This is a genomic window from Streptomyces sp. NPDC000983 (genome assembly GCF_040299205.1).
GTDB lineage: Bacteria > Actinomycetota > Actinomycetes > Streptomycetales > Streptomycetaceae > Streptomyces.
The window spans coordinates 46,309-62,973 of sequence record NZ_JBEPBM010000004.1; the positions used below are offsets into that span (position 1 = coordinate 46,309).

A 16,665-nucleotide genomic window follows, 5' to 3' on the forward strand; every position below is an offset into this window, starting at 1 on the left:
GCTGTCGCCGGGCGGCGACTTCATACCTCCACGACGAAGTGAGTGTGAGCCGTCATGGCAGAGCAGACCCTTGCGGCCGTGCCCACGAGCACCGCCGACCGGCGCCTGACCAGAACCGAGAAGGCCGGTTTCGGCCTGGGTGACCTGGCCTCCAATCTGGCCTGGAACTTCACCGGCAGCTTTCTGCTGTACTTCTATACGAACGTCGCCCTGATCTCGGCAGGCGTCGCCGGCACCCTGATGCTCGTCGCCCGGGTCATCGACGCCGTCGCGGACCCGGTGGTGGGCGCCGCGGTCGACCGCACCCGCAGCAAGTACGGCAGGGCCCGGCCCTACCTCCTCTACGGCGCCGTGCCCTTCGGTGTCCTTTCCTTCCTCACGTTCGTCACCCCCGAGGCGTCCCACACGACGAAGGTCGTCTACGCCGCCGTCACCTTCCTCCTCATGGGCATGGTGTACTCCGCCGTCAACGTCCCCTTCGGCTCCCTGATGCCGCTGATGACCAGGGACGACGGCGAGCGCATGCAGCTGGGCACGGCCCGCGCGATCGGCATGTCGGTCGGCACGATCTTCGTGGCCGTCGCCGCACCGCACCTGGTCACCGCCTTCGGCGACGGCAGCGAACGGCGCGGCTACCTCATCACCGCCGCGGTGCTGGGCGTCGCCAGCACGGTCCTGTTCCTCGTCACCTTCCGCGTCACCACCGAACACGTCAGCGACGCCGCGGGCGCGGGACACCACGGCCCGAGCACCTGGACCTGCGTCAAGCAGATGTTCCGTAACGGCCCCTGGGTGCTCGGCGCCCTCTTCATGGTCGTGAACTTCACCCGGATCGGCCTGCTCACCACGGTGACCGTCTACTTCTCCCTCTACGTGCTGGAGAAGCCCTGGACCATCTCGGTGCTGCTGCCGCTCATCACCGGCTCGCTCATCGTGGGCTCCCTCGTCGCGCCCGCCTACTTCGCCCGCCTCGGCAAGCGCAAGGGCAACGTCCTCGCCCTCGGCGCGGCCGCCGCCCTCTACGCGGTCATGCCGCTGACCGAGTCGGTGCTGCCGCTGCTGATCGCCGTCTACGTCGCCGCGTGCCTCGTCGTCAGCCTCAGCATGACGTCGAGCTTCACCCTGGTCGCCGACGCGGTCGACTACCACGAGTGGAAGTTCGGCCACCGTTCCGTGGGCCTGCTCAACTCCGCCCAGTCCCTCGCCACGAAGGGCGGCACCGCCATCGGCAGCGCCCTGGTCGCCCTCGTCCTCGCGGTCACCGACTTCAACCCGGCCGACGTGGGCTCCGGCACCGTCACCGGTCTGCGCTGGCTCTACTACGGCGCCCCGGTCGCCCTCCTCCTGCTCCAGCTGGCGGTCATGTCCTTGTGGAAGATGGACGAGCAGCGCGCGGACATCATCGGCGCCCTCCGTGACAGGGAGTCGGGCGGCAAGGCGTAGACGCCGACCGGCGGGGCTCCCCGTCTCGCGGGGGCCCCGCCGGTCCCGTAGATTCCCGCTAGGCCGTGTCCGGCACGGCCCGGGGCGGGCGGCGGGGTTCCTCACGGGTTGCGAGACCGGAGCCGCGCGGCCCGCGGGGATCTTCCGTACGGGGTGCCCGGCCCCTGCGGCCGAAGCCATGGAGGCGCGCTCATGTCAGGGCAGTTCGAGGCGACCGTCGAGATCGACCGACCCATCGAAGCAGTGTTCGAGTACCTTGCCGATGGGCGCAACGACCCCCAGTTCAGCCCTCGTGTGCAGCGCATCGACCGGATGCCCGACGGGCCCACGGCCGAGGGGACGGTGTTCCGCAGCACCGTCAAGGACGCCGGCATGAAGACGGCCAGGGAGTTCCGCATCACCGAGTTCGAGGCCCCCGTGCGCCTGCGGTGGGCCGAGGTGTCGAAGAACAGCGTCACCGCGAGCGAGGGCGGCTACGACCTGGAGCGGTTGGCCGACGGCCGGACCCGGGTCCGTATCTTCAACACCCTCGAAGGCCACGGGCTCGGCAAACTCCTCGTCGGCCTGGCCCTGGTCGCCGCCCGCAAGGACGCCCCGGCGTTCGGCGCGCGGATCAAGGCGGCCGCCGAGGCCGCGATCGCCCCGCGCTGACGCCTGACCCGCCCCCTCGGGGTCAACCCCGCGCCTACCCACGGGTCGGCCCCGGGTTGACCCCGAGGTGCTTCACGCGTCCCGAAGCCGACGGACGGTTCGACCCTGCGCCGGACGCCGTCGGCCTCCCGCTCTCCTAACCTTCTCGTGTCGCCGGGACCCGACCCGTCACGGCGGACCACGACGAGAGAAGGGGCCGGGCCCGCCCGGCCCACGGGGGAAACACATGAACACTGTCATCCGCACCGACCGCGGCACCACGGGGAAGTCCGGCGGCCGCAGCCCGTACGCCGTAGCAGCCGTGGCCGTCGCCGCGCTGCTCACGGCCACCGCCTGCCGGCCGGGGACGGACGACGGCGCCGACCCGGCCCCCTCGGACCGGCCGAGCGCCACCGCAGCCGCGCCGACCGCGACCGGAGCGGCGAAGCCCGGCACGACGGCCTCCGAGGGCACCGAAGGCGCCGAGAGCACCGGCGGGAAGGGCGGCGGCACCGCGGCCGCCTGCGCCGCCGAGGACCTCACCTTCGGCACCACCCTGCAGGACGCGGAGGACGAGGTGCCCAAGCACCTCCTCATCACCGTCACCAACGTCGGCGCCGACAAGTGCAGCGTCCACCACTACCCGCACATCTTCCTCGGCGACCACGCCGACGCCCGCCACCCGATGGACGTCTACGAGGACAGCGACCCCGGCCCCGACGCCGGGCCGGTCACGCTCGCCCCGGGCGAGGAGGCGTACGCCGCGATGCTCGCCTCCGGCGTCCCCATGGACCAGTACGAGACCGACCACGTCACCCTCCTCCTGCACGGCAGCGAACACGGCAGCGACGGCAGCGGACCGATCCGCGTCGACCTGCCGCGCGAGGTGCCGTTCGACGACGGCGCCAAGGTCACCTACTGGACGTCCGCGTCCGGCTTCGCACTGGACTTCATCGTCTCCTCCTGACGGACGGCGACCGGGTCCACCGCCCGCGCCCCCGAACACGCCACCCCGGGGGCCGTCCCCGGCGAACTCCCGGTGGGAGCCGATCAGTCGGGAACCGCCGTCCACCCTGACCGGATGCCCGCGACGCAGGCGCCCCGCCCGCGCCCGGCGAACCCCGCCCTCGCCGCGGGACGCGCCGGCGTCACGCCGGGTCACCACATCAGCGTGCCCGGCGCGCCCTTGAACGGCCCCCTGACCTCCGCGGTGATCCAGCCGCCGTAGAAGTCGCCCTCCTGCGCGCCGACCTCCTCCCCGTCGACCGTGCAGCGGTCGACGCGGCTCGGGTAGAACGCGACGCAGCCCGCGAGGAGTTCGTAGCCGGGATCGGGGTGCGGGTAGCTCCAGGCGGCGCGCTCACGCACCTCGCCCGCCACGGCCAGGTCCCAGTACTGGGCCCAGCCCTTCCACTCGCAGCGGGTCCGGCCCCCCGGCACCGGACGCAGCAGGTCCATACGGACGTCCGCCGGGGGGACGTAGAACACGGGCGGATGGCTGGTCTCCAGCACCCGGAGGGCTCTGCGTGTGTCGGCCAGTACCTCGCCGGCGCACTCGACGCGGACCCGGCGGCCGTCCTCCCGCAGCGCCGGCGGACGCGGGTAGTCCCAGACGGACTCCGGCGGGCGCTCGACGGGGCAGGGCCGTCGGCCGTCGTGCGGCGGATCGAGGTACACCTCGTCCTCGTAGCACCAGGCCCAGTCCTGGCCGGAGGAGAGGGAGCGGGCCACCGGGTGGCCGCTGGCGGCGAAGTGCGCGTGGGCGTGTGCGCCGGGGGAGCTGTCGCCGCAGCCCACATGCCCGCAGGTCAGACAGAGCAGCAAATCGGAACGGGTCCGCCCGCGGGCCGCGCAGGCCGGACAGGCCGTGCCGGCAGGGGCCGGGTCGGCCGTCAGCGTGTGCGCGCACCCACGCCCCGAGGGGCGGCCCCCGTCGGGCCGCAGCGTCCATACAGGCACGGTTCCTCCTCCGGCTCTGGTTCCTCCCCTGCTTCGCCCCGACCGCATCCGCCGGATGCACGGTCCCGGAACCAGGAGAGCGGGGCCCCTTCAGGGGCGGCATACAGTGGACCACCTGCACCCCCCTGCACCGCCGCCGCGGGCGTCCACGCACCATCGGGACCGGAGACCTCATGCGCCACTCCACCGGACCGGACGACGACTCCGGCACCCTCTTCGGACTGGACGCCCTCGACCCGGCCACCCCCACGACCGGCCCCGGATCGCCGCCCGCCGACGACACCCCGCGCTTCCGGGACTCCGCCGCCGCCCGCCGGATGCTCCCCGTCCGGGAGATCCACGCGGAGCCCGCGGCGGCGGCCTCCCCGCGCGGACGGCAGATCCTGAACCGCTTCCCCGAGGCACGCCTGGTCACGGTGGACTCCCACTGGCGGATCCCGGCGGTCCACGGCGACCGGACCAACGTCGACCGCTGGGTCCGCGTCAAGGGCGAGACACTCGTGCTCGGCGAGCGCAAGACCCTCACCACCCGCCCCAACGGCAGATCCGCCGACTGGATCGCACCGGGCGCCGCCAACGGCTGCGCGATGGCCTGCGCCTACTGCTACGTGCCCCGGCGCAAGGGCTACGCCAACCCGGTCACCGTCTTCACCAACATCGACGCGATCATCGCCCACCTCGCCCGCCACATCGCCCGCCAGGGCCCCAAGACCGAGCCCAACCAGTGCGACGCCGGGTCCTGGGTGTACGACATCGGGGAGAACGGCGACTGCTCGGTCGAGGCGCTGATCTGCGACAACACCGCCGACCTGGTGCACGCGTTCCGGCACTGGCCGACCGCCAAGGCGTCCTTCGCCACCAAGTTCGTCAACCCCGACCTGCTCGCCCTCGACCCGCGGGGCCGCACCCGGATCCGCTTCTCCCTCATGCCGCCCGACGACTCCCGCCTCCTCGACGTACGGACCTCACCCGTCGCGGAACGCGTCACGGCCGCGGAGGACTTCCTCGACGCCGGGTACGAGGTGCACTTCAACCTCTCCCCGGTGGTGATCCGCCCGGGCTGGCGGGAGGCGTGGGCGGAGCTGCTGAGGCGGCTGGACGACGTCCTGCCGGAGCGGGTGAAGCGGCAGGCCGCCGCCGAGGTGATCATGCTCACGCACAACCGGGAGCTGCACGAGGTCAACCTCGGCTGGCACCCCCGCGCCGAGGACGTCCTGTGGCGGCCCGAACTCCAGCAGGCCAAGCAGTCCCGGAACGGCGCGCTCAACGTCCGCTACCGCACCGACGTCAAGGCGAGGGCGCTGGAGGAGCTGCGCACGCTGATCGGCCTGCACACCCCCTGGCTGCGCGTCCGCTACGCCTTCTGACAGCGAGCAGACGCTACGGGCCCGTGTGTGAGGCGCCCGTGCCGCCGCCGTGAAGATCCAGCGGCCGCCGACATGGAACCGGCGCGCCGGGTGAGGAGCGGGAGGTCCCTCCCCGGGCACCGGGAGACCCCTTCCGCAGGGGCAGCCGCGTGCCCGCCGGCCCCGAACGAAAGCGCTCTGGAGAATCCCCGTTGTCGTCCTCCGCCCCGCCCACGTCGCTCCACCTCGCCAGCCTGACCAGCCGCATGGACGCCCTGCCCGACTGGCTCACCGGCAACGCCGACCTGCTGATCGGCGTCCCCCTGCGCATCGCGCTGATCGTCGTGATCGCCGCCCTGATACGACTGGTGGCCGAACGGGCCATCACCCGCGTCGTCCGGCGCATCCTGGAACCCGCCGACCCCGACGCCGCACCACGCCGAGGCACCCGCGGCCCGCTGGTCCTCCAGCGCGACAACGGCCGGGCCGGTGAGCGCCGCCAGCAGCGGGCCCGGACCATCGGCTCGGTGCTCAGCAGCATCGTGACGATCGTCATCGCGGTCACCGGGGTGGCCATGATCCTGGACCAGATCGGGATCGCCCTCGGCCCGCTGCTGGCCAGCGCCGGAGTCGTGGGGCTCGCCATCGGCTTCGGCGCGCAGAGCCTCGTCGCCGACTACCTCTCCGGCATGCTCATCATGGTCGAGGACCAGTACGGCGTGGGCGACTCCGTGGACCTCGGCGAAGCCGTCGGCGAGGTCGAGCACGTCGGGCTGCGCCTGACCCAGATCCGCGACCTCAACGGCGGCCTCTGGCACATCCGCAACGGGGAGATCCTCCGCGTCCGCAACGACAGCCAGGAGTGGGCCCGCGCCGTCCTGGACGTCTCCGTGGCCTACGACTCCCACCTCGACGCCGTCTACCAGGTCCTGGAGGAGACCGGCCGCTCGATGCGGGAGGACCCCGAGTTCGCCGGCACCCTCCTCGAAGAACCCGCCGTGTGGGGCGTGCAGTCCCTCGACGCCGACGGAGTCGTCGTCCGCGTCTGCGTCAAGACCGTCCCGCTCAAGCAGTGGGCCGTCACCCGTGAACTGCGGCGCCGGGTGAAGGACGCCTTCGACGGCGCGGGCATCGAGATGCCCTTCCCGCAGCGTGCCGTCTGGCTGCGCCAGGAGGACGGGAAGCGGTCCGACCTCACGGGCACGCTCACCAGCCCCCAATGAACGGAGACCTGGGACGCGGGATCTACCTCGACCGACCGAGTCCTTCGGGGACGGTGCCCAGGCCGGCCGGCGTCTGCGTCGCGCAGCCGTCCGGCAGTTGCCGGCACATCTGGTGCCCGGCGTGCATGCCCGCCCGGTACGAGGCCTCCACGATCTCCTGCACCTTGGAACGTGTCTGCTCCTCGGCCTCGGCCTGCGCCCACAGGGTCCCGGTCCAGAGGCAGGCGGCCACCAGCACGATGCCGGCGAGCCAGAGCTTGAAGACCTTGGTCGCCCACGGCTGGACCCTGAGCTCGCCGCTGAGCGAATGGCGTGGCGTGACAACCGGGTTGGGGCCGTCCAGGAGCAACTTGTAGGTGATCTGCTGGCCCTTGTGGATGACGTGGGGCCGGACGTACAGGGTGTCGTCGGTGAAGTCCGCCGGCGGCACCCGCCGGTGGTCCCCGGTCTCCTCGCCCAGCTTGGCGACGATGCGCGAGCCGAGGGCGAACTCCACCGGCCTGTCGTTGAAATGGGCCGCCTCGAACTCCCCGTGCCCCACGTTCGTCAGCTTCAGTGTCATCGTGTGCGGATGCGCGAGGCGCTGCCCTCCCCGGTACACGGTCACATCGCTCACCCCGCCCGTGAGGAGCGGGGTGATCTCGACGGTGTACTCGGCCCTGCGCCGCGGCACGTTGGCCCGGTACCCCCAGTAGATCGCGGCGATCCCCACCACCACGGCGGCGATCGCCCCCACCGCACCCGCCGCGTCGGTCACGTCACTGGCCCAAGTCACGCTGGTCATGGTGGGTTTATAGCAGCGGCGCATGACCAGGTCGCCCATTTCTGGGGTAATTGGTCCCCCCCCGACGAGGTCGCGGCTCCTTGTCCCTGACAGCGCCGCTACTCGTCCCCGTCGGAGCCGGCCGGGGTCAGTCGGGCAGGCGGTCGAGGACCCAGCGGCCGATGTCCTCCGTCATGAGGGCGTGTGGGTCGTTGTCCTGGGACAGGAGGAAGTCGTGGAGTTCGGACTCCTCCGGCGGCAGCTGGTCGATGTTGACGTACAGGTCCTCCTGCCGGTCCAGGTCACGGACGGCAACCGCACTCACGGAGGGCACGAAGCATCCGGAGCGGTGGACCAGTTCGATGCTCTCACCGACGCCGGCAAGGGCGTCGCCGACGATGCCGAACGATTCGAGCGTGCCGCCCGGCGCGCCGTCCAGCTCGGGGAAGCCGCTGGTGGTGATCGGGTGCGGCCCGCCGAGCACCCCGTTCAGGACAGCCACCTCCGCCTCCTCGCCCTGGGACTGGGCGAGGAAGTACGTGCCGTCGAAGAGCGGCCCGGCGCAGCTCAGGGTCTTCGCCCCGGCCCGTACGCCGTTGCCCGTGCCGTCGCCGCGTCCGCTGGACACCCCGAGCAGATGCGGGATCTGCGGCCACGAGCCGACCTTCTGGAGCTCTTCCTTGAACTGGGTCCGCAGCGGGCTCTCCTGCGGCGTGCCCTTCATGTCGTCCAGGTAGCGCCAGAGCATCTGCTGCGAGGCCGGGCTGCTGATCTGCCGCAGGTAGGTGTCGTCGACTGCGGCGGTGTAGTGCGCGAAGGCCTGGAGTCCGATCGGCACCCACGCCCCGCGGTGCGGGCTGTCGAACGACACGTAGACGCCGACCCGGTGGTCCATGCGCCGCTGTTCCATCTTCGCCAGCGCGTAACGGGTGACAAGGCCGCCCATGCTGAACCCGCCGGCCAGGAGCCGGGTGTCGTCGAGCTGCTCGGCACTGGTCCGCAGGATCGCGGCCATCACCGTCTCGGCGTTGCGGAGGATCGACTCACTGCGCTCGTCGAACCCGACGAGGACGAGTGTGCGTCCGCGTCGGCGGAGTTCGCTGATGAACGGGAACCGGCCGTTCTCCAACTGGTCCCAGAGCCAGTCGAAGTCGCTCGGCCCGAGGTTGAACCCGTCGGCCAGGACCACGGGCCGGACCACGCCCTTCTGCCCCTCCCCGTAGTACACCCGCGCGCTGCCGCCCGGCAGCTCCCACGCCTCGTCGGCCGGGGGTGCCTGTGGGGCGGTCGCCCCGCCCGTGGGTGTCACCAGTCCGAACGTCCCGGCGGCCTTCCTGATCTTCTCTGTTCTGCTGTCGGTCACGACAGTCCCTTCGTGCGGTGCTGACATGCGGTTTCGAGGCCATGCGCGACGGTCACGTCCGATCGGCATATGCCTTCTGCATGGACAGCCCTACCAGGGGTGATCGCCACATTTCGCCGCCGGACCGGGGGGATTGCCACGTTCGGGTTGTTCCGTTCCACCGCGCGGCCCAATGCGGCGTAACCCCGCAGCCGTGACCGCGGGTCCGGGCCCGGCGGACGGACAAAGGGGAGGCGTGCCCGGGACCAGTGGTGTCAGGATGCCGTGCATGGAGAACGGGACGGCCGACCGCGTCCGGGTGCGAGCGGGGCGCTCCACGGACAGCGCCGCGCTCGCCGCCGTCGACCCTGCCGCGGCGGCCGGCGACGACGAGCGGATCGCGCACATCCGACGGTGGCTGGAGCAGGGCACGGTGATCGTGGCCGAGGGCCCGACGGGCATCCTGGGCTACGGCGTCCTTGAGTACACCTTCTTCGAACAGGGCTTCGTGACCATGGTGATGGTCGCGCCGGACGCCCGTCGGCGCGGCGTCGGGGCGCGGCTGCTCCGGGCGGCCGAAGCGGCCTGCTCCGCACCGAAGTTGTTCACCTCGACGAACGTCTCGAACCAGCCGATGCAGTCCCTGCTGCACGCGCTCGGCTGGCAGCCGGCCGGGCTGGTCCACGGCCTCGACGAGGGTGATCCCGAACTCTTCTACCTCTGCCCACCCGCACGCGGAGCCTGACAGGGCGGGAACCTCGTCAGGACGGTGCGAGGACGCAGAACTCGTGCCCCTCCGGGTCGGTCAGACACGTCCACGCAACGTCGCCCTGCCCGAGGTCGAGATCGGCGGCACCGAGAGCCCGCAGGCGAGCCACCTCCGCCGCCCTGTCCTCGCCGGGGTGCGGCAGCAGGTCGAGATGGAGGCGGTCCGGCACCGTCCTCCCGCCCGGTGTGCGCAGGAACTCCAGATACGGGCCGAGCCCTCGCGGGGAGCGCAACACCGCCTGGTCGTCGGTGACTTCGCGCACGGTCCAGTCCGTCGCCGCACCCCAGAACCCGGCCATCGCCCGCGGATCCTCGCAGTCCACCACGATCGCCGCGACCGGCCCGGTGTCCCGGTAGACCTCCCGCGGCTCCAGCACACAGAACTCGTTGCCCTCCGGGTCGGCTAGGACCGTCCACGGCACGTCACCCTGACCCACGTCGACGGGGATCGCGCCGAGGGCTTGAAGGCGCGCCACCAACTCCGCTTGATGGGCTGGGGAGTTGCTGGCGAGATCGAGGTGTATCCGGTTCTTCGTGGCCGACTTGGCCTCCGGGACCGGAACGAAGTCGATCCCGACGAAGACCGGGTCCGGCCAGACGAGTTCGTCGCGGGGGCCGACGTAGGTGGTGACGCCGGGCCGGAAGACGTTCCAGCCGAGCGCCTCCGCCCAGAACCTGCCGAGCGCCGGGCCGTCGACAGCCTTGACGTTCAGGTGAGCAAGTCTCAGCGCCATGCTGGCGATCCTAAGGGGCCGTACGCTCCCGGTCAGCGGCCGGCCGTCGCGGTGAGGCGGCTCAGCGCCGCCCGGGCCGGCGGGCCCCAACTCGGCTTGCCGCCGGGTAGGCCGCGTGCTCCGGCGTCGGCGATGAACACGCAGGCCAGTGCGCGCAGCACCGCCCAGCCGCGGGCGCGGCACAGCGTCGCGGTGTCGACGGCGTGTCCGTAGGCGGTGCGGAAGCGGTCGGCGCCGCCCTGCGGCAACAGGGTCCAGGCGGCGGCGAGATCGCAGGCCGGATCGCCCGCGCAGAGGTCGCCGAAGTCGATCACGCCGCAGAGGGTGCCGTTCGTGGTGAGGACGTTGGCCGCGTGCAGGTCGCCGTGCAGCCAGAGCGCCGGACCGTCCCAGTCGGGTGCGGTGACGGCGTCCTCCCAGACCGAGCGGACGGCCTCGGGGTCGGCGATCAGCCCGGCCTCGGCGGCCGCGGTGAACCGCGGGACGAACCCCTCGGCATGGCCGGCCAGCGGCCCGCCGCGGTCCCGGCCGACCGGCGCGTCCGGGGGAGCGGGGCGGTGCAGGACGGTCAGGAAGGCGGCCAGAGCCTCCGCGGCCTCCGTGGCCCGGGTGACGGGGGCCCGGTCGGCGGGCTCACCGGGCACCCAGGTGGTGACGGTCCAGGGCCGCGGGAACCGCTCCGAGGGCTCGCCGAGGCGCCGCGGCACGGGGACCGGCAGCGGCAGGCCCGGTGCGAGGCGGGGTAGCCAGGTGTACTCCTTGCGCAGCAGTTCGTCCGCCGTCGGCGTCGCCCAGGGCAGGCGGACGGCGAGGTCGTCGCCGAGCCGCCACAACTGGTTGTCCCAGCCCTTCGCGCCGAGCCGTATCGGACGACCGGCCAGGTCGGGGTGCTGGTCGAGCAGCAGTTCCCGGACCAGTTCCGCGGTGATCTCGATCTCGGTATCAGTCACGCGGGGCCACGCTAGCCGCCCGCGGCCGCCCCTCAGCGAGCCGCCAGGTCCAGGGTCCAGTGCTGGCCGACCAGGTCGTGGCCGAAGGAGTGCTGGGGTTCCTCGTCGGAGAGGGTGAAGCCGAAGTGCTCGTAGATACGGCGGGCCGAGGTCAGGTTGGCGGTCGTCCACAGCGTCACCCGCTCGTAGCCGGCCTCGCGGGCGAAGGTCAGGCAGCGCTCGACCAGGCGCGTGCCCAGACCGTGGCCGCGGGCGGCGGGTGTGACGAGCAGGACGCGGAGCTTGGCCACGGACGGCTCGTCGCCGGCGACCAGGAACACACAGCCGGCGCGCTCGCCGTCGATCTCGGCGATCCAGGCCGCCTCGGTGGCCGGGGAGTGCTGTACGGCGTAGTCACCGACGATCTTGGCGACCAGCGCCTCGAACTCGGTGGTGTAGCCGAACTGCCGGTCGTACAGCTCACCGTGGGCCATCACCACCCAGCCCAGGTCGCCGGGCCGGTCGGCACGGCGGATCACGGCCTGCCCCTGGCGGGCTTCGCCGGCTTCCTTCAACATGACGCACTCTCCGTAGCGGGTCGGCACTCAACGCAACTGACACGGTCGTGTCAGTTGCTCTAGGCTAGGTCCGTGCCCCCGAACACCGCAAACCCCTCCGCCCGCCAGATCGAACTGCTCGACGCCGCCTACGCGTACGCGCTCACCCACGGCCTCGCCGACCTGTCGCTGCGCCCGCTCGCCGAGGCCATCGGCTCCAGCACCCGCGTGCTGATGTTCCTGTTCGGGAACAAGGACGGTCTCGTCCGCGCGCTGCTGGAGCGCGCCCGCGCCGACGAGCTCGCCCTGCTGGCCGACCTGCGCCGGGCCGACCGTCCGGCCGGCCTCGCCGCGGCGGTCGAGCAGGTGTGGACCTGGCTCGCGGCGGACGAACACCGGCCGCTGCTGCGTCTGTGGGCCGAGGCGTACGCCCGCTCCCTCGTCGAACCCGACGGTCCCTGGAGCGGGTTCGCCCGGGCCACCGTCGACGACTGGCTCGACGTCCTGGCCGCCTGCCAGCCCGAGGCGGAACGGACCGGCGAGGACGGCGCAGTCCGCCGCACCCTGACCCTCGCGGTCCTGCGCGGAGCGCTGCTCGACCTCCTCGCCACCGGCGACGAGCACAGGACGACCGCCGCGGTCCAGCGATACCTGGGCCGTTAGGGCCCTTCTGATGGGTCTCCGCGGCGTCGCGGCGATCCATCAGAAGGACCCCAGGTCCGCTGTCGCAGGTCTCTATGCGCGGGGCAGCCGGACGGTGACCACGAGGCCGCCGCCGTCCCGTGGGGTGAGGGTGAGGGCGCCGTCGTGGGCGCGGACCACGCCGTGCACGATGGCCAGGCCCAGGCCGACTCCCGCGTGCTCGTCGGTCCGTACGCGCTCCGTGCCGCGCTGGAACGGTTCGGTGAGGGTCGGCACCAGTTCCGGCGCGAGCACCGGCCCCGTGTTCTCGACGCGCAGCACGCTCGTGGCGCCCGTCTCCTCGGTGCGGACCGTCACCGTGCCCCCGGCGGGGAGATTGTGCACGACGGCGTTCTGCACGAGGTTCGTCACCATCCGCAGCAGCAGTTCCGGGGAGCCGCCGGCGCGGGCCGTGGAGCCGCCGACGCCGAGGGCGATCCCGCGCTGCTCGGCGAGCGGGAGCAGCGTCTCGGCGGCCTCCTCGGCGACCAGGGAGAGGTCGACGCTCTCGCGGGCGAAGCCGCCGCGGTCGCTGCGGCTGAGCAGCAGCAGCGCCTCGGTGAGGCCGATCGCGCGGGAGTTGACGGCGTCCAGGCGGTCGAGGAGTTCCTCCCGGTCCCGGGTGGGGTCCTTGCGGGCGACGTCGAGCAGGGTCCGTGAGATCGCCAGCGGGGTGCGCAGTTCGTGGGAGGCGTTCGCCGCGAACCGCTGCTGCTCGGCGACGTGCGACTCCAGTCGGCCGAGCATGGTGTCGAAGGCGTCGGACAGCTCCCGGAACTCGTCCCGGCGGCCCTCCATACGGATCCGGTGCGAGAGCGAGCCGGTCGCCGCGGTCCGGGCCGCGGCCGTGATCCGGGTGAGCGGCGCGAGCATCCGCCCGGCGAGGATCCACCCCCCGACCAGGCCGAACACCAGCAGGAAGGCCATCGCGGCGGCCGCGGCGGGTGCGAACGTGTGCACCAGGAGGTAGCGGTTGGGGGACACCCCCAGCAGACCCTGCGAGTTGTCCGGCACATGGCGCAGCAGGAACGCCCAGACCACGGCCAGCAGCAGGGCCCCGGCGACGGCCAGGAACCCGGCGTAGCTCAGCGTGAGCTTCAGGCGGGCGCTGAACCCCGGCCGCCGTCTAGCCACGCGCGCGGCCGCAGTCGCCGTCGATCCGGTAGCCGACGCCCGGCACCGTCGCGATGATCCACGGCTCGCCGAGCCGTTTGCGCAGGGCGGAGACGGTGATGCGGACGGCGTTGGTGAAGGGGTCGGCGTTCTCGTCCCAGGCCCGCTCCAGCAGCTCCTCGGCGCTGACCACTCCGCCCTCGGCGGCGACCAGCACCTCCAGCACGGCGAACTGCTTACGGGTGAGCGCGACGTAACGCCCGTCGCGGAACACCTCCCGGCGGAACGGGTCCACGCGCAGCCCCGCGATCTCACGGACCGGGGGCCTGGCGTACGCCCGTCTGCGGTCGAGCGCCCGGAGCCGCAGGACCAGCTCCCTCAGCTCGAACGGCTTGGTGAGGTAGTCGTCGGCGCCCAGCTCGAACCCGGACGCCTTGTCGTCGATCCGGTCGGCGGCGGTCAGCATGAGGATCGGGATGCCGCTGCCGGACGCCACGATGCGGCGGGCCACCTCGTCGCCGGAGGGGCCGGGGATGTCCCGGTCGAGGACCGCCAGGTCGTAGGAGTGGACGCCGAGCAGTTCCAGTGCGGAGTTGCCGTCGGCGGCGATGTCGGCGGCGATGGCCTCCAGTCTCAGGCCGTCCCGGACGGCCTCGGCCAGGTAGGGCTCGTCCTCCACGATCAGTACGCGCATTTGCGCAGACTAGACAGAGGGGGGTATCGCGGGCGTATGCGAGGCCGTGGCGCCCTCGCGTTGCCCGCCGCCTCGGCGGACGATCCTGGGCTGATCGGCTGACCTCATGGTTTCGGCTGCGGCGCCGAGGGGGCTGGTCGCGTAGTTCCCCGCGCCCCTGGGTGGGTGGGCCTGTCCGGCGTTGGGGGGTTGGCGGTTCTGGGGTGATGGGCTGATCTTGCGGTTCGGCTGCGGGGTTGTGGGGGCTGGTCGCGCAGTTCCCCGCGCCCCTGGGTGGGTGGAGTTGTGCGGTACCGGGAGGTTGCCGTTCGTGCAGGCCCCGCGGGGTGCGCTCACGAGGTGAAGCCGTGTATCGACACGGGCCCGCGCCCCTGGGTGGGTGGAGCTGTCCGGTACCGGGAGGTTGCCGTTCGTGCAGGCCCCGCGGGGTGCGCTCACGAGGTGAAGCCGTGTGTCGACACTGCCCCGCGCCCCTGGGTGGGTGGAGCTGGACGTGCGTGGCGGAGCCGTGTGTCGACACGGGCCCGCGCCCCCGGGAGGTGTCCGAGTGCGCAGGGCTCAGGCCGCTGGGACCTTCGCCCGGAGGGGCGCCTCCGTCGGTGTCGTCACCGGCGTGTGCCACCAGGCTCGGGAGGCCAGGGCGGCAAGGGCCGCGCCTGTCGTGTTGACCAGTACGTCGTCCACGGAGGACACACGGTCCAGTTGCAGGACGTACTGGGCCGTCTCGACCAGGATCGAGCAGCCCGCGCCCAGCGCCAGGACGCGTGGGAGGGAGGCCAGTGCCGTGAAGCGGATCGGGGCGAAGCAGCCCAGCGCGGCGAAGACCAGCAGGTTGCCGATGATGCCGCCCGGGCCCATCGTGACCAGGTCCCGCAGCGGCACCAGGCTCACCCTCGCGGGAACGACGCCCGCCCCGCCGCCCGGCATCATCGTCATCCACACGAACGGCACCGTCCCGTGGACCATGCCCACCTCCGCCAGCGACAGCCGCCACGCCCCCTCGACACCGGCGGCCCGCCAACGGCGCGCCAGTACCCACACCACCAGCAGGGCCACCGGCACCGTCGCCAGGGTCATGAACACCACCCCGTTGAACGTGTCCAGGCAGCCGTGCCACTGCCCGGACACGCACCTCGGAGCCGACATCAGCAGCGGCCGCCGCAGGACGTAGAAGGCGCCGATCAGGGCGAGGAGCGGCAGGCCCAGCAGCACGGTCCGGCGCACACGGCCGGACGAGCCGGAGAGAGAGGAGGTCATGCACCCATGGGAGCGGGTGGGCCGTTGCCGGGGCGTATGCGGTTCGCCATACGCCCGCGATACAGCCATCGGCCCCACCGGCCTGCCGGAGAGCGCTCCCCAAGCTCCCGGGCAGCGGGTAGGGTGCGGGCATGATCAGGCGGCTGCCCACGCTGGAGGACGTCGCGCGGGAGGCGGGGGTCTCACGCGCCACGGTCTCCCGGGTCATCAACGGGGTGCGCAACGTCGACCCCGCCATCCAGAGCGCGGTGCGCGACGCCGTCGCCCGTACCGGGTACTCGCCGAACCGGGCCGCGCGCTCCCTGGTGACCCGGCGGGCCGAGACGATCGCCCTGGTCGTCTCGGGAGCCGGGGAACCCGAGGGGGAGCGCAGCTCCTTCGCCGCGCGGATGCTGGCCGACCCGTTCTTCGGCCGTGTCGCGGGCGGCGTCATCGACTTCCTGCGCCCGCGCTCCATGCACCCGGTGCTGATGTTCGCCGACTCCGAGGCCACCCGCGCCGACGTCGCCGCCTACGTACGGCAGGGCAGCGCGGACGGCGCCCTGGTCGTCTCCACGCACGCCGAGGACCCGCTGCCGGAACTGCTCGCCGAAGCGGCCCTGCCCTGCGTACTGTTCGCACGGCCCGCCCGGCCGGTCCCGGTCAGCTACGTCGACCTCGCGCACGCGGACGGCGGACGGCTGGCGGCGGAACACCTCCTCGCCCGCGGCTGCCGGCGGCCCGCGACGGTCACCGGGCCGCTCGACGTGCCCGCCGGCCAGGACCGGCTCGCCGGATTCCGCGACGCGCTGGCGCGGCACGGACACCCGTACATCCCGATCGCCGAGGGCGGCTTCACCTACGACAGCGGCGCCGCGGCGATGGCCCGGCTGCTCGCCGAACACCCGCAGATCGACGGGGTGTTCGTCGCCAACGACCTGATGGCGCAGGGCGCCTGCGAGGTGCTCAGGGAGTCCGGCCGGCGGATTCCGGACGACGTGGCCGTGATCGGGTTCGACGACTCCAGCGCTGCCCTCGCCTGCCGGCCGGCGCTGACCACCGTGCGGCAGCCCATGGAGGAAATGGCGGCCAGAATGGCCCAGTTGCTCCAGGAGCGCATCGAGGGAGCCCGGACCGAACCCACCTCCGTCATCTTCGAACCGGAGCTGGTGGTACGGGCGTCGGCGTAACGGCAGACGGGTGCCCGGCCCGTTCCGCGGCGGGTCAGGGAGCGCGGAACGGGCCGG

General features: G+C 72.5%; 17 protein-coding genes and 1 pseudogene. 8 read left to right on the plus strand and 10 right to left on the minus strand.

Translation table 11 applies throughout. From position 1 onward, the window contains the following. Window positions 1-78 precede the first annotated feature (78 nt). The 3 genes from ABT296_RS05885 (at window position 79) to ABT296_RS05895 (ending at window position 3,040) form a co-directional block, all read left to right on the plus strand. Window positions 79-1,443 carry an MFS transporter gene (locus ABT296_RS05885; protein ID WP_351923655.1) on the plus strand — a complete coding sequence of 455 codons (1,365 nt, stop codon included), beginning with the start codon at window positions 79-81 and terminating at the stop codon, window positions 1,441-1,443. A 192-nt stretch (window positions 1,444-1,635) separates the two neighbouring features. Beyond that, window positions 1,636-2,094, plus strand: coding sequence for an SRPBCC family protein (locus ABT296_RS05890; RefSeq protein ID WP_351923657.1), 459 nt, complete (start codon window positions 1,636-1,638; stop codon window positions 2,092-2,094). 226 nt (window positions 2,095-2,320) lie between these two features. After that, the gene (locus ABT296_RS05895; protein ID WP_351923659.1) at window positions 2,321-3,040 is read left to right on the plus strand and encodes a DUF4232 domain-containing protein; all 720 of its coding nucleotides are present in this window, start codon (window positions 2,321-2,323) and stop codon (window positions 3,038-3,040) included. A gap of 191 nt (window positions 3,041-3,231) precedes the next feature. On the opposite strand, the gene ABT296_RS38700 is transcribed toward ABT296_RS05895, so the two are convergent. Next, window positions 3,232-3,750 carry a DUF427 domain-containing protein gene (locus ABT296_RS38700; protein ID WP_502977194.1) on the minus strand — a complete coding sequence of 173 codons (519 nt, stop codon included), beginning with the start codon at window positions 3,748-3,750 and terminating at the stop codon, window positions 3,232-3,234. Then, window positions 3,742-3,969: pseudogene (locus ABT296_RS38705) on the minus strand (UBP-type zinc finger domain-containing protein); the annotation flags it as partial. The gene ABT296_RS38700 and the pseudogene ABT296_RS38705, both read right to left, overlap by 9 nt. A 236-nt stretch (window positions 3,970-4,205) precedes the next feature. Between ABT296_RS38705 and ABT296_RS05905 the strand changes: the two are divergent. Both ABT296_RS05905 and ABT296_RS05910 read left to right on the plus strand, forming a co-directional pair. Beyond that, window positions 4,206-5,399, plus strand: coding sequence for a spore photoproduct lyase family protein (locus tag ABT296_RS05905; protein WP_351923666.1), 1,194 nt, complete (start codon window positions 4,206-4,208; stop codon window positions 5,397-5,399). A 191-nt stretch (window positions 5,400-5,590) separates the two neighbouring features. Then, complete coding sequence (locus ABT296_RS05910) at window positions 5,591-6,601, plus strand: mechanosensitive ion channel family protein (protein WP_351923668.1); 1,011 nt, start codon at window positions 5,591-5,593, stop codon at window positions 6,599-6,601. A 22-nt stretch (window positions 6,602-6,623) separates the two neighbouring features. Here ABT296_RS05910 and ABT296_RS05915 read toward each other — a convergent pair whose 3' ends face one another. Both ABT296_RS05915 and ABT296_RS05920 read right to left on the minus strand, forming a co-directional pair. Further along, window positions 6,624-7,385 (minus strand): hypothetical protein, encoded by a 762-nt coding sequence (locus ABT296_RS05915; RefSeq protein ID WP_351923669.1) that lies wholly within the window; start codon window positions 7,383-7,385, stop codon window positions 6,624-6,626. Window positions 7,386-7,512: 127 nt separating this feature from the next. Beyond that, complete coding sequence (locus tag ABT296_RS05920; protein ID WP_351923670.1) at window positions 7,513-8,727, minus strand: esterase/lipase family protein; 1,215 nt, start codon at window positions 8,725-8,727, stop codon at window positions 7,513-7,515. Between the two features lie 268 nt (window positions 8,728-8,995). On the opposite strand from ABT296_RS05920, the gene ABT296_RS05925 reads away from it, so the two are divergent. After that, entirely contained in the window at window positions 8,996-9,451 is a 456-nt protein-coding gene (locus ABT296_RS05925; protein ID WP_351923672.1) for a GNAT family N-acetyltransferase, read from the plus strand. Between the two features lie 16 nt (window positions 9,452-9,467). On the opposite strand, the gene ABT296_RS05930 is transcribed toward ABT296_RS05925, so the two are convergent. The 3 genes from ABT296_RS05930 to ABT296_RS05940 are packed head-to-tail and all read right to left on the minus strand — an operon-like array spanning window position 9,468 to window position 11,715. After that, window positions 9,468-10,208, minus strand: a complete 741-nt coding sequence (locus ABT296_RS05930) for a VOC family protein (protein ID WP_351923674.1) — start codon at window positions 10,206-10,208, stop codon at window positions 9,468-9,470. Window positions 10,209-10,240: 32 nt separating this feature from the next. Beyond that, window positions 10,241-11,158, minus strand: a complete 918-nt coding sequence (locus tag ABT296_RS05935) for an aminoglycoside phosphotransferase family protein (RefSeq protein ID WP_351923676.1) — start codon at window positions 11,156-11,158, stop codon at window positions 10,241-10,243. 32 nt (window positions 11,159-11,190) lie between these two features. Then, a complete protein-coding gene (locus ABT296_RS05940; RefSeq protein ID WP_351923678.1) occupies window positions 11,191-11,715 on the minus strand; it encodes a GNAT family N-acetyltransferase in 525 nt (174 codons plus the stop codon). 72 nt (window positions 11,716-11,787) lie between these two features. Between ABT296_RS05940 and ABT296_RS05945 the strand changes: the two genes are divergently transcribed. Further along, window positions 11,788-12,357 (plus strand): TetR/AcrR family transcriptional regulator, encoded by a 570-nt coding sequence (locus tag ABT296_RS05945; RefSeq protein WP_351923680.1) that lies wholly within the window; start codon window positions 11,788-11,790, stop codon window positions 12,355-12,357. A gap of 72 nt (window positions 12,358-12,429) precedes the next feature. On the opposite strand, the gene ABT296_RS05950 is transcribed toward ABT296_RS05945, so the two are convergent. The 3 genes from ABT296_RS05950 to ABT296_RS05960 all read right to left on the minus strand — a co-directional run bounded on the left by ABT296_RS05950 (window position 12,430) and on the right by ABT296_RS05960 (window position 15,439). Beyond that, window positions 12,430-13,509, minus strand: coding sequence for a sensor histidine kinase (locus ABT296_RS05950; RefSeq protein ID WP_351923682.1), 1,080 nt, complete (start codon window positions 13,507-13,509; stop codon window positions 12,430-12,432). Further along, window positions 13,502-14,182: a response regulator transcription factor gene (locus tag ABT296_RS05955; RefSeq protein ID WP_351923684.1), complete on the minus strand. Its 681-nt coding sequence runs from the start codon at window positions 14,180-14,182 to the stop codon at window positions 13,502-13,504. Before ABT296_RS05955 ends, ABT296_RS05950 begins: the two co-directional genes overlap by 8 nt. 558 nt (window positions 14,183-14,740) lie before the next feature. After that, window positions 14,741-15,439 (minus strand): VanZ family protein, encoded by a 699-nt coding sequence (locus ABT296_RS05960; RefSeq protein WP_351923686.1) that lies wholly within the window; start codon window positions 15,437-15,439, stop codon window positions 14,741-14,743. A 131-nt stretch (window positions 15,440-15,570) separates the two neighbouring features. On the opposite strand from ABT296_RS05960, the gene ABT296_RS05965 reads away from it, so the two are divergent. Further along, window positions 15,571-16,608 (plus strand): LacI family DNA-binding transcriptional regulator, encoded by a 1,038-nt coding sequence (locus ABT296_RS05965; protein WP_351923688.1) that lies wholly within the window; start codon window positions 15,571-15,573, stop codon window positions 16,606-16,608. Window positions 16,609-16,665: the final 57 nt, after the last annotated feature.

Coding starts and splice junctions, on each gene's coding strand:
- ABT296_RS05965 (WP_351923688.1), top strand. CDS start 15,571: ATGATCAGGCGGCTGCCCACGCTGGAGGACGTCGCGCGGGAGGCGGGG.
- ABT296_RS05895 (WP_351923659.1), top strand. CDS start 2,321: ATGAACACTGTCATCCGCACCGACCGCGGCACCACGGGGAAGTCCGGC.
- ABT296_RS05955 (WP_351923684.1), bottom strand. CDS start 14,182: ATGCGCGTACTGATCGTGGAGGACGAGCCCTACCTGGCCGAGGCCGTC.
- ABT296_RS05930 (WP_351923674.1), bottom strand. CDS start 10,208: ATGGCGCTGAGACTTGCTCACCTGAACGTCAAGGCTGTCGACGGCCCG.
- ABT296_RS05905 (WP_351923666.1), top strand. CDS start 4,206: ATGCGCCACTCCACCGGACCGGACGACGACTCCGGCACCCTCTTCGGA.
- ABT296_RS05940 (WP_351923678.1), bottom strand. CDS start 11,715: ATGTTGAAGGAAGCCGGCGAAGCCCGCCAGGGGCAGGCCGTGATCCGC.
- ABT296_RS05960 (WP_351923686.1), bottom strand. CDS start 15,439: ATGACCTCCTCTCTCTCCGGCTCGTCCGGCCGTGTGCGCCGGACCGTG.
- ABT296_RS05890 (WP_351923657.1), top strand. CDS start 1,636: ATGTCAGGGCAGTTCGAGGCGACCGTCGAGATCGACCGACCCATCGAA.
- ABT296_RS05925 (WP_351923672.1), top strand. CDS start 8,996: ATGGAGAACGGGACGGCCGACCGCGTCCGGGTGCGAGCGGGGCGCTCC.
- ABT296_RS05915 (WP_351923669.1), bottom strand. CDS start 7,385: ATGACCAGCGTGACTTGGGCCAGTGACGTGACCGACGCGGCGGGTGCG.